9 protein-coding genes and 2 rRNA genes are annotated in these 12,351 nt (G+C 48.4%); 1 reads left to right on the forward strand and 10 read right to left on the reverse strand.

What is annotated here, in order from left to right; genetic code table 11:
• Window positions 1-9: 9 nt before the first annotated feature.
• The 7 genes from HYX70_01720 to HYX70_01750 all read right to left on the reverse strand — a co-directional run bounded on the left by HYX70_01720 (window position 10) and on the right by HYX70_01750 (window position 7,567).
• Complete coding sequence (locus HYX70_01720; GenBank protein ID MBI2798004.1) at window positions 10-576, reverse strand: Ig-like domain-containing protein; 567 nt, start codon at window positions 574-576, stop codon at window positions 10-12.
• A gap of 80 nt (window positions 577-656) precedes the next feature.
• A complete protein-coding gene (locus tag HYX70_01725; protein ID MBI2798005.1) occupies window positions 657-1,370 on the reverse strand; it encodes a hypothetical protein in 714 nt (237 codons plus the stop codon).
• A gap of 231 nt (window positions 1,371-1,601) precedes the next feature.
• A 5S ribosomal RNA gene (rrf, locus tag HYX70_01730) occupies window positions 1,602-1,711 on the reverse strand.
• A gap of 322 nt (window positions 1,712-2,033) precedes the next feature.
• A 23S ribosomal RNA gene (locus HYX70_01735) occupies window positions 2,034-5,575 on the reverse strand.
• A 261-nt stretch (window positions 5,576-5,836) separates the two neighbouring features.
• A complete protein-coding gene (locus tag HYX70_01740; protein MBI2798006.1) occupies window positions 5,837-6,538 on the reverse strand; it encodes a hypothetical protein in 702 nt (233 codons plus the stop codon).
• Between the two features lie 3 nt (window positions 6,539-6,541).
• A complete protein-coding gene (locus HYX70_01745; GenBank protein MBI2798007.1) occupies window positions 6,542-6,838 on the reverse strand; it encodes a hypothetical protein in 297 nt (98 codons plus the stop codon).
• 87 nt (window positions 6,839-6,925) lie between these two features.
• The gene (locus tag HYX70_01750) at window positions 6,926-7,567 is read right to left on the reverse strand and encodes a hypothetical protein (GenBank protein ID MBI2798008.1); all 642 of its coding nucleotides are present in this window, start codon (window positions 7,565-7,567) and stop codon (window positions 6,926-6,928) included.
• 213 nt (window positions 7,568-7,780) lie between these two features.
• On the opposite strand from HYX70_01750, the gene HYX70_01755 reads away from it, so the two are divergent.
• On the forward strand, window positions 7,781-9,328 hold the full coding sequence (locus tag HYX70_01755; GenBank protein MBI2798009.1) for a sulfatase-like hydrolase/transferase: 1,548 nt from the start codon (window positions 7,781-7,783) through the stop codon (window positions 9,326-9,328).
• A 134-nt stretch (window positions 9,329-9,462) separates the two neighbouring features.
• Here HYX70_01755 and HYX70_01760 read toward each other — a convergent pair whose 3' ends face one another.
• From HYX70_01760 to HYX70_01770, 3 genes are all read right to left on the reverse strand, one after another.
• The gene (locus HYX70_01760) at window positions 9,463-10,455 is read right to left on the reverse strand and encodes a tail fiber domain-containing protein (GenBank protein MBI2798010.1); all 993 of its coding nucleotides are present in this window, start codon (window positions 10,453-10,455) and stop codon (window positions 9,463-9,465) included.
• Window positions 10,442-10,987 carry a hypothetical protein gene (locus HYX70_01765; GenBank protein ID MBI2798011.1) on the reverse strand — a complete coding sequence of 182 codons (546 nt, stop codon included), beginning with the start codon at window positions 10,985-10,987 and terminating at the stop codon, window positions 10,442-10,444. Before HYX70_01765 ends, HYX70_01760 begins: the two co-directional genes overlap by 14 nt.
• A partial coding sequence (locus HYX70_01770) for a hypothetical protein (protein MBI2798012.1) occupies window positions 10,965-12,351 on the reverse strand: 1,387 nt, incomplete at its 5' end. The genes HYX70_01765 and HYX70_01770, both read right to left, overlap by 23 nt.

Raw genomic sequence — 12,351 nt, forward strand, 5'->3', positions numbered from 1 at the left:
CATTGTAACTTAGTTGTCGCCCAAAATCACTTTCCAGGGATAACTTAGGCTATTTTGAATCATTTGCAAGCGGCCGCCATTTATGACATTAACGCGCTGTTGTATCAAATTTATAACTAGATTGTTTTGATCGTAGGCCGCAAGCGCAATGGTGTGCTGGCCATTACTAAGAGCGGTAGTGTCTAAGGTATAGGTGTAGGGGGGGTTGCTTTCAGTGGCCTTCAAGTTACCGTCGACATAATAAGCCACAAACTTGGGGCTGTCTTTGCCGCCATAGCTAAGGTTTGCCTGGCCGCTGACTGGCACGGTCGGCTTGGTGTTGGTACTTGCCCTAGCACCAAATTGGGTCTGGTAGCGTGTAATTTCTGGTGGCTGCAAAGTTTTGGCAGCTTGGAGATTTATAGTATCGCCGCTGGCCTTACTGAGTCTAACTATTAAAACACCTATTACTAATATAACTAAAATCAAAACCAGGCCGTGCCAGATTCTAGGCCGGAAGCGCGACTTACGCACAGCGCCGGGGGCAACATGCGATGCTCGAGCTTTAGCCTGTGTGGTTTTAGAGTTGTCGGCCATAGGTTTATTGCTTATGGTTGTATCATACTACAGATTGAGCCAATAAACAAAAGCCCTCTGTGTAGTAATGGCAGTTATAACTAGGCCTGGAGCCTGAGCGTTAAAAGTTCTCCGTATTCTGAAGGTCGATGCACACCACGCTCCGGGTGACTTAAATCCAAACGTGGCAGATCAGAAACTCGGGCCAAAACGATATTGTTTGTTGGCACTAATAGAGTATCGGTTTTATCAACAAAGTTAATGACCGCCTCTGGCAGACCCAATTGACCACCAGGATCAAGCCCTTGCTCTGGCTCATCGAGCACTACAAGTACGTCGGGGTATTCAGAAGGAGCACCGCTTGGATAAGGCCGTTTTGGCTTTTCAATCCGTGTCCTTCTTAGATCTTCTAGGGCTTGCTCAAAAAGCTGACGAGTAGATTTTCGGTGGGTATATTTGCTATCAATATTGTGGCCGGCTCGAGCATCCCTGTACATTTGCTCTGCCCAACGTTTTGTTTCGTGTATTATCTCTGCACCGTCAATATCTGTCGGGTGTGCTCCGCGATTTTCACCACGAGGAACACCAACTTGCAATGCAGGTAAAAGCTTTGCAGCAGGAGAATCTTCGTTAAATTCGATTGTCTGCCTGTGTATGGGAATATCTTCATCAACATGGGCGTTACGGACAACAGCAATAGCTTCCATTAATGCCCTGGCAAACTGGGTCTTGCCAGAGCCGTTCGGGCCAACGATAAGTGTTACCTGTTCATCAAAGCTTAGTTTTTCGGGCAAACGCAATAACCAGTCTTTCATTTGGTCTGGAAGTTCTGCTTGGGTTATAAGTTCCTTATCGACTGATACCTCAAACTGCCCGGCATATTCCTTTTCATTTTTTTCTATGTTGCCGCCTGAAAATTCTCCATTTTAAGAAGGGGGTCTTGGCTCTTTTTCCATGATTACAAGTATATCAAAAAAGAAGCTTAACGGCTTCTTTTTAGCAACAACTATGATTGGTTGAGGACTGGGTTTTGCTAATTTACTTAATCCTGGCATCGTTCTACTTTCCCCTTTGGTAGAGTATCATCGACGCTGAAGGGCTTAACTGCGGTGTTCGGGATGGGAACCGGTGTACCCCCTTCGCCATAGACACCAGGATTAAACAAATTAGTTGTTTAAAAATAAATCGGATCTCCGAGGCAAACGACTACAAATATAGCCGCTACCTCGAAAATTCGAAGTATTTATTTGTATTTGGATATAAACTTGCTGGAGAATAAATATCTCCAAATTGCTAGCTATAAGACCCTGCCACAAAACTTCATTCCGTTTCAGAATAGTCCGTTCCGACTGCAAATTGAATATATTTTTCTCAACGTAGATACCTCTACGCCTTACAAAATATATCAATTTTCGCCAAAAACGCTTCTGTCCTGAATTCGAAAGCAAGTTTTGCAGCAGTGTCTTTGCAAAAAGAAACACAAAAAGTCAATCGACTATTAGTACACCTCGGCTAAACACATTGCTGTGCGTACACCTGGTGCCTATCAACGCAGTAGTCTTCTGCGAGTCTAATGGGGAAATCTAATCTTGAGGGAGGCTTCGCGCTTATATGCTTTCAGCGCTTATCCCGTCCGAACGTAGCTACTCGGCACTGCGCCTGGCGGCACAACCGATACACCAGAGGTTCGTTCACTCCGGTCCTCTCGTACTAGGAGCAACTCCTCGCAAATTTCCTAACGCCCACACCAGATAGGGACCGAACTGTCTCACGACGTTCTGAACCCAGCTCGCGTACCTCTTTAAATGGCGAACAGCCATACCCTTGGAAGGTGCTGCCCCTCCAGGATGAGACGAGCCGACATCGAGGTGCCAAACAGCGCCGTCTATGTGAACTATTGGGCGCTATAAGCCTGTTATCCCCGGCGTAACTTTTATCCGTTGAGCACTATCAATTCCACTTTTAAATATAGTGGGTCACTAGATCCTACTTTCGTACCTGCTTGGCTTGTAGGCCTCGCAGTCAAGCTGGCTTATGCTCTTACACTATCGGTTCGATTTCCATCCGAACCTAGCCAACCTTTGAACGCCTCCGTTACTCTTTAGGAGGCAACCGCCCCAGTTAAACTACCCACCAGACACTGTTCCGTGTCCGGCATCTACTTACTCGTTCTTGCGCTTGCTTTCTGCGATTAAACAGCGAACTTGCCCCAACTTTGTTGGGGTCGGCTTTTGCCGATGAGCGCACGGTTAAAAATCCATTGATTTTTAACCGAATAGGCAGATGACGGACACGGTAAGAGCCAAGTCATATACAGGGTGGTATTTCACTGACGACTCCATACGGGCTAGCGCCCATACTTCAAAGTCTCCCACCTATGCTACACAGTACAAAACCAGACTCAATGCCAAGCTGTAGTAAAGCTGCACGGGGTCTTTCCGTCTTGGTGCGGGTAAACGGCATCTTTACCGCTATTGCAATTTCACCGGGTCCCTCGTTGAGACAGTGCCCATATCGTTACGCCATTCGTGCGGGTCGGAACTTACCCGACAAGGAATTTCGCTACCTTAGGACCCTTATAGTTAGGGCCGCCGTTCACCGGGGCTTCAGTTTGGTGCTTGCACACCGCTCCTTAACCTTCCGGCACTGGGCAGGCGTCAGTCCGTATACATCCACTTTCGTGTTCGCACAGACCTGTGTTTTTGGTAAACAGTCGCATGGGCTCTTTTGCTGCGGCCCCGCCACACTATTTACAAAAGTGTGTGGAGTTGCAGTCCAAAAAGCATTTTGTTTTTGAACTTAAGCAACCAGCCTACATTGTAAACAATGTGGCGGGGCAGACCTTATCCCGAAGTTACGGTCGCTTTTGTTGCCGAGTTCCTTAACGAGGGTTCTCCCGAGCACCTTGGTCTACTCGACCCGACCACCTGAGTTGGTTATCGGTACGGGCGGCCTGGTTTATTAATCACACAATTTTCTAGTCAGTTTGGCTTGCGCGAATTCAAGTCGTTAAGACTCGTTTCATTTGCGTTTCACCCCCGCCAATTTAAAGATCATGTTTACTACCAAGTCATCATTATGTTTCAATAATGTAGACTGACAGATTTTTATAATCCCTAAATTGGCGGGGACTACGCGCTTGGACGGATATAGCCAAAAATCCGCTCACGCTACCACTCCGCGTCTTGTGTGGGAACAACCATGCCGGTACAGGAATATCAACCTGTTGTCCATCGCCTACGCTACTCGCCTCGGCTTAGGCCCGACTAACCCTGGGACGATAAACGTGGCCCAGGAAACCTTGGTCTTACGGTGGGTAGGATTCTCACCTACCTTATAGTTACTCATTCCAGCATTCTCACTTGTACGCATTCCACCATGGTTTACACCACAGCTTCAGCACGCGCACAACGCTCCTCTACCACTCCATGCGTAAGCATGGAATTCGCATCTTCGGCGCATAGCTTACAGCCCCGTTATATTTTCCGCGCAAGATCACAATTGACCAGTGAGCTGTTACGCACTCTTTAAATGCATGGCTGCTTCTAAGCCAACATCCTGGTTGTTTATGCAATCTCACCTCGTTTCCCACTTAGCTATGACTTGGGGGCCTTAGATGGCGATCTGGGCTGTTTCCCTTTTGAGCACGGAACTTAGCTCCCGTGTTCTGACTGCCGTAATAGTCTCGTCCGGTATTCGGAGTTTGATTGAGCGCGGTACACCGAAGTGCCCACTACCCATTCAGTGCTCTACCCCCAGACGGTAGTTTACGACGCTAGCCCTAAAGCTATTTCGAGGAGAACCAGCTATCTCCAGGTTCGATTGGAATTTCTCCGCTAACCACAGTTCATCCAAGCATTTTGCAACATACTCTGGTTCGGCCCTCCACGTGGTTTTACCCACGCTTCAGCCTGACCATGGTTAGGTCACCTGGTTTCGGGTCTACTTCCTAATACTAAGACGGGCGATTAACCCTCGCTTTCACTACGCCTCCGTCGCGGTGCGACTTAAGCTTGCATTAGAAAAGTAACTCGCTGGATCGTTCTACAAAAAGCACGCGGTCACCGAACAAGTCGGCTCCCACTCATTGTAAGCATATGATTTCAGGATTCTATTTCACTCCCCTTGCGGGGTTCTTTTCACCTTTCCCTCACGGTACTTGTGCACTATCGATCGTGTTGTGTAATTAGCCTTGGAAGGTGGTCCTCCCAGATTCAGACAAGGTTTCACGTGCCCCGTCCTACTTGAGTAGAGCAGATATAAAGACAGTAGGTTTTAATGTACGCGACTTTCACGCTCTGTGGTGGTCCTTTCCAGGCGCCTTCCAATAATCATACTGTTTTGTAACTTTATCCATTCGATCCTTATCGATGGTCGCATTTAACACGGCACAAAATTTGCACAGTGTTAAATGGTCGTCTGCAATCTCGCAACCCTCGTTCTTATTACTAAGGAACCCCAGCCATTTCTAAGTTCGTTCTATACGCTGTTTCAGACGGGTCCATGTCGTTCCATAGTTTTTCAAAGTCCGTTCTCGTCTCATAGCCTGAGATCGAGTCCGGTAAGCTTCAAAATATATGAGTTTCCATGGGCCACGATTCTGATGCTCAGATAGTCTTCATTTTATATTGTTTGTTTGACCAATATAAAACTGACTTGTCTGCGTATTCTTTAAAACATATACGCTGTACATGATTCAAAAGTATAACACGTTAACAAACACAGAAATTGCTGGGTAAGAACTAAGTTTTGGCTGATCCCGTTTCGCTCGCCGCTACTAAGGGACTCACGTTTGTTTTCTTTTCCTCGACCTACTAAGATGTTTCAGTTCGGCCGGTGCCTTCTACACACCCTATATATTCAGATGTGAGTAATACGACATAACTCGTATTGGGTTCCCCCATTCGGATACCCCCGGATCAAAGCTTGATTGGCAGCTCCCCGAGGCGTTTCGCGCGCCTTCTGCGTCCTTCATCAGCACAACACGTCAAGGCATTCATCATATGCTCTTAAGTAACTTTTTTCATTTCTTTTACAATTAGCTAGCAATTTAGAAATACTAAACTGCTTTAAATTGCTCGTTTTTACCCAAATAACATATTAGGCTGTCAAGAAACAAAAAATGGTCACTTTTTAGGGCGACCACATACGAACAAACAACTGCCAGTGCTATCTTATAGCGTGGGCGCCTCCTTGGGATGTTTGCATGCTCATATGTGATTACCTAAATTATCTTTCCAATGATAGCAAGTTTTAATCTGTTTGTAAAGAGTTTTCTAGTTTAGCTGTTGGTAAGAGCCGAAATGATGAACTGGCGCAGTGCTTTCACCTTGTCGCTGCTTAGAGAAGATTTTTTATCGGCCTCAGTTAACTGGCTGCCTAGCTGATGAAGCCCATCCAATATCCTTGTGATTTGATCATCAGACCAGCTTCTAACCTTCGTACTTATAACAAAATCAGGCACACTTCCTTGAGTTAATATCCTATCGATATATACCGCAACTATGTCGCGTTTTAGTGTCGTGATATCTAATTCCGCATCTGTATTAAAAATCTTTGAGCGTACCAACTCGCTAAATAATGGGTATATCACCTTATTGCGTGTATCTGAGGGAGTTTCGAATCCCATAAGAAATTCTCTATTTGTTTCATATCTAGAATCGGTAGAAAAGTGGTGGTATGATGCCGTGTGGTCGCCACCTTGAATAATGCTTATTTTCAGCGCGTCTGGAGAACCATCTATTTCGTTTCGCAACTGACTTATAACAGTTTGGTCGCGTGCAAGATAATATTTGGCGGTCGTCTCAACAAGATCTGAAAGCTTTGCAACCATTGAATTTGGGTCTTCAAAATCCCCCATGGCTTGCGACATTTCGCTGTCAGCATTATCACGTTGTTCCTTTAGCCGGGCAATTTCTGGGCTGTCCAAATTAACATCGATTAAGACAATTTGCCCTACCTTTCCCCTAAGATTCTTAACCAATACTTAATCAAATGCTGCATCTTCGTTATCTTCGCCCCTCTCGGCAGTTTCCCTTCTGCCACTTAGAATATCGTTGAGAGCATTCTGATACACCCCCCTTTCTTGTTGGCTATCCTTGATATCTTCAAGCATTAGGATATCGGTCGGCTCTATGGATTCCGCAACCGTCTTAGCATTGTCGGGGGTATGGGTAGTGTAAAAGAATTTAAGTTCGGGTCGAGGCGCTCCTGCTTTTGCCTCTCCGCCTAAGTCTGCTGAGTTTTTAGATTCTAAGTCGTGGACACTGGGCTGTTTTTCCATATACTTTATACTACCAAATTAGTTGATAATTACTAAACCAAAAGAGCCTCTGGAACGAGGCTCTTTATTATATATAAGAATGTGCTATTACTTTACAAACACTACTATGCTGGCACCTTGGGGCGCAGCTTCACCAGCTGGCAAGGCACCGACTGTGGCGCCAATGGCCGCAGCTACATCTTGAGCCACCTGGCCGTTCTGGCCACTTACATCGACCACCGTTAGGCTCTTAACGTTGGCCTTATTCTTGGCATCGGTGGTGCCGGTTACACTAACCTCGTTGGCTAGTTTACTCGAGAGGGTATTCTGAACACTGCCTACATCGCCACCAGCATTCACAATTGCTACCGGTACAGCGTTTTGGTTAATCGCGATCGGGCCGACATTAATTAGCTTGTTGTCTTTGGGTCGGTAAATAATCGCCTTTTTAGCTTTGGTGTAGATCAGAATCTTGTCGCCATTTTGAGCATTGGTAAAGAACGGCTGATCTTTGAGCTTGTCTTTGTCAACTATTGTAGCTACCGTTGGCGTCTCATCGGTAGGTAGGGTTATGAGCTTGCCAACCTGCTTAACTAACACATCGGTTTCTTGTTGTGCGACAGCATTTGGATTTTGTTTAATCTTTTGATATTGCAAGTAAAAATAGACCGAGGCCACACCTAGCAGGACTATGAGTACACCCAGAACAATAATCAACACCATATTGGTGTTCTTAGATCGTTTTTCCATTACAGCTTAAACCCTCTATTAATTATATTTCAAGTATACCCTCTACATTACCTAAGGCCAGGATAGCTGTCAACCAATTAGGGCTTAAGAGATAGGCATGGAATTATTGACATTCTATTGCCTAGGTACTATAATATGAGCTCTAGCAATGCCACCCTATGCGGCGGCAAAAGCGGAAACTTAAAAACAACCATCTACCGGGGGAGAACCCTCATGAAGCCCAGTCAATCCAAGCGGGTAACGGGGGTTCATTACCTCCTTGCCTTGGTGTTGATCATGATTGCGGTCGTAACCGCATGCAACCCAATCATCGTTCTGCCGCCCGACCCAAGCACCACCACCAGCTCGAGCACTAGTAGCACCACAACTGCTCCACCAATTGTGCCAAGTGGCCAAGGTATGAACGTGCTGGTGATGCTCACCGACGACCAAGGCTGCGATCAGCACGCCACTGCAGCTCGACCGAACCCGGTACGCTGCGACACAGTCGATGCCTACATGAAGTTCCTGGCCTCGGAGCCAGGTGGGTCGTGGTGGAACTCCACCCAAACTCGCTACCAGGGAGTGCTCTGCTGCCCCGATCGGACATCGATCCTGACCGGGCAAACCATCGCCCACACTGGCCAGTATGGCAATGGCGTCTGTGTGGCAGAGAAAGCCGGCGAGTTACCCGAACCATGGCGCACTGCAGGCTACGCCACTGGCTACTTCGGCAAGTACAAGAACTGCTATCCAGGTAGCTCTTGTGCCAAGCCAATACCATCCGGCTGGGAGCGCTGGGTAGTAGACAGAGCAGCCCCGTCGGGCTACAACTTCGACTACTGCGACCAAGATACTGGCCCGTTCACAGTTGCACAGAACGGTAACTCGACCTGGTCGAGTTACTGGTACGGCGATCGTGCCATCGAGTGGATCAACCAGCAGCAAGCGGCCGGACGGCCGTGGTTCACCTTCTACGCACCATATGCTCCGCATCTTGGTGCAAGCGGCCCGACCGACATTGGCGGGTGGACCACGCCGGCAAATCTGCCCAACTACCGCGAAGGTAATTGCAAGGGAGCACTGAACACCGATGATTCGGATAAGCCCAGCTTTATCCGAGACAACACCTGTGCTGGCTCCCGCAATGCCGAGGAGGCCGTTAAAGGCCAAGTGGGCTTGGACAATGAGTTCAAGAAGCTGTACAACAACTTGGCCGCCACCGGCCAGCTCAATAACACCATCATCTTGTTCATGGGCGACAACGGTATGGGCCTCGGCTCGCACAAGGTGTCCAAGAAGCAGTGTGCCTACGAAGAATGCCTAACCAATCCGCTAATGCTGCGGTTGCCAGGCTCCAGCGGCGGCACGCTGAATCGGATGATCAGCAATGTTGATGTCTACCCGACGTTGCTGGAGCTGACCGGCCTCACCACAGCTCTGCCCGCCGATGGGCGCTCGTTTGTGCAGCTGATGCGCGGTGACACCACTGGTTGGCGAACCGATCAGTACAGCCAAAACGGGGTGCCCAGCAGCGCCTCAGCGGACGACTTCGACCTAGTTCGCGATGACTGTGCGGTGCGCACCCCGTGCTACAAGTACACGCAGTACCGCGGCGGTGAACGTGAGCTTTACAACCTCACCGACGATCCGTACGAGTTGGTCAACTTGCTTCCCAACCCAGTCACCGGCTATGCCGGTCAGCCCGGGTGGGATGACAACAACCCGGTAGTGGTCGAGCTCAAGGCTCGGCTGGCAGCGCATCTGTCAGCTGGCGCCTAAGCAGTTATAGCCAACGGGGTATTAGGACCGGGTGGACATTCCTTGTCTACCCGGTCCTCCCCGGGGCGAACTTACAAGACGCTCTACGTTACACCAACGTGGGGCTGTTTTTTAATTGAGCGTACAAACTCTAACTACAATGCCCGCCAATCAAATAACTTGTTGGTCTGCTCGGCAGAAGAGAGCTCAATCTCAAAACCAGCATTTGTTACATTGGTTACCCGATATTTGGTATTCAAGAAGTCGTGAGGAGTTAAAGCAATATTAGGAGCGCTAGCAAAGTTGCTCATAAACGCTACACGAGTAGTGGTTTGACCAGCCGGCACTGTGGTTGAGCCAGTATTATTTTTGCTTAACTCTATCCGGCCGGTAGATTTAACCACCCCCTCAAACTCCGCTCCGCCGCTAAACTGCACATTACCACTCAAAGTAGTTGGATCCGTTACAGTAGTTGGACCCGTTACAGTTAGGCCTTTGCTAATAGTGGCTGGTTGGGTAATGGTTAAAGCACTGGGGTTTGAGGTGTTAATAGCAGTGTTCAGAGCGTTTATCTTGCCAGCAGCGTCTTTTAAGCCCATGATCGTAAAGGTTAGTAATCTACCCTGGTTAATCATCTTGTACCCAGTAGTGGGGTCGGTGCTGACAGCTTCGGGGTAGATTTGTTCGACATCTTGAGCAATAAAGCCATATTGTAAGCTTCGGTCGCCACTGGCTTCGGCCGTCCAATTGTAGGTGACTGGTCGCAGTGCACCAACCTTTTCGAGACTCCCCAGCGTATCTAGGCTAACAATATTGGTCTTGAGCCGCTCGTCTGAGGAGCAAGACCAGCCAGTGCCGACTGCCACAGTACATTGATTGGTGCCATTACTACCAGTGAATTTGGCGACGTTGGTGTTGGCTCCAGTGTCGACACCAAATAATTGTTGTCCACCGGCGCTTAAGACCTGAAACGCCGTAAAACTACTGCTCGTATTGGCAGTATTCTGAAAGGTGGCATAACCGGTACCGCCAGCAAAGCTCGCTACAGTGGAAAGACTGCGTAAAGTACTGCCGCTAGCCCCAGCGGCAGAGGTTTGGAAGTTAATAGCCCCGCCAATGGCTGAACCCGTGCCTCTACCATGTACCAATAAGCATAGTGGTGGAGGCTACTCCAGATTGACCGCCGCCAAATACAATTACATTTGTGTTGGTGCTAGTTGACCCCTGGCCAATAATAACACTGCCTGCTGAGGCGTTAGTGCTTGGACCAAAAACAACACTATTAGAACCGGTTGTTTTAGCGTTAGCTCCAAAAATAACATTGTTATCAGCTGCGCCAGTATCCACAGCGTTATAGCCAAATAGAACAATATTTTGAGCATTAGCAACACCAGTTGCTAATCGACCAATAGCCGTAGTTCTATCTGACAGTCCGCCACTGGCCACAGAGGCACCGTTGCCAACCGCCAACGTGTTGCTTGATGATGCCGAAGCACCTGAGCCCCAGTTTTCGTTGGTAGCATTAGTGCCAGGCACACTAATGGTAGCGCTATTAGAGCCCGTTAACACACCAGCCGAATTGAGTGTGAAATAGGTAGTGAGCGTGTTGGCAGTTGAGCTAGAAACACCGCTAGCAGGGCTCGTTTGAAAAACAATACTACCGCCAGCAGCTGCTGCCACCACCCCCCGTTGCCGAATAATTTATCCCTAGACCCGGGCTGCTATTTGTAACACCCGCACCAATAAAGACACTGGTTATGGCATTGGTGGTGCTGCCGTTAGTGCTGTCACCCACCACCAGCTGATTAGCAGCAGTGGTGCTAGCTCCAAAGCCAATCGCGATTGAGCTAGCAAAGCCGGCACTAGCGCTATTACCAAATGCTAACCCACTATTACCTGCCGATGCCGAACTAGCACCAAAATGCTCACTGTTTGTGCCAGCGCCCTTAATTGATATGGTAGCACCGTTTTGTCCGACCAACTGACATAGTTGAGCAGCCGAATTAGTACAATTAAAAGTTGTGTTAAGGACATCGCTTTGGGTCGTAATGTAGGTTGTATTGGCTGTCTTAATACTAAGAGGTTGCCCACAAGTACCTATGCAAGAACTAGTAGTGGTATCGATGGTGCCCAAGCTAGCTATTGTGCCAAAACTGTTACCACCCTGCAAGAAGGCAGTACCACTACCAATTGCAAATCCGCAACTGCTAGAGCTTTGCAAACAAACCGTGCCGGTTTCGTTTGGCAGAGTAATGATTCTACTCGCACTCAGTGTTGCCGTTGCAAGTGCCGTGTTTGTGCTGCCGCTGCCGTTAACAAAAGTGACTGAGCCGGCTTGACCAGAGGTATTACCCAATACAAGTTGCCCAGTGGAATCAATCGCCGACATGGCAACACCGTTGCTATCCTGCCATCCCTGTATATTGACTGACTGCCCACCCACCGCCTGCACAACAGCTCCTTTTACGGTGGTGGCGCTGGGATTAAGAATAACCACAGCATTATTATCGATAGTTGTGTGGGGATTTACTTTTAGCTTTTCATTATTACCTGCCGCGCCCACAGCCCCTATACTAAGCCCGGCACTACTAATTTTAGCTGGTGGCTGTCTCTTAAATGAGGTACTGGTCGTATTGTTAGCCGTAACATAGAAGAAAATATCTGCACCTTGGGCAGAGCCTGTCCAGGTTTGTGTCTGGTAGCCCACCAAACCGCTTGTTCCTGCTGAGTAGGCTGCGCCTGTATAACCGTGAAAAGCCATAGTGCCTATGCCATTTGTGCCGGTTGGGGTAGCCGTGGGCGAAGCAATGGTGCCGCCCGAAACTCTAAGATTTAAAATACTGCCCGTACTGCCGGTTGCATATACTTTTACCAATCCTTGAGCAGGTGTGGCACTGGCACTGGGTTGCACCGCCAACGTCCCTGCAGCTGAGTCTCGCAACATAAAAGTATCGGCAGCGGCATTACCTGGCCCCCATTGCATGGTGCCATTGGCCAGAAGTTGATAGCGATTATTGCTATCCCCGGTAACCTTGGTGGCTAAA

This window comes from Candidatus Saccharibacteria bacterium (genome assembly GCA_016191105.1).
In the GTDB taxonomy this organism is placed as follows: Bacteria; Patescibacteriota; Saccharimonadia; order CAILAD01; family BJGX01; genus JACPPH01.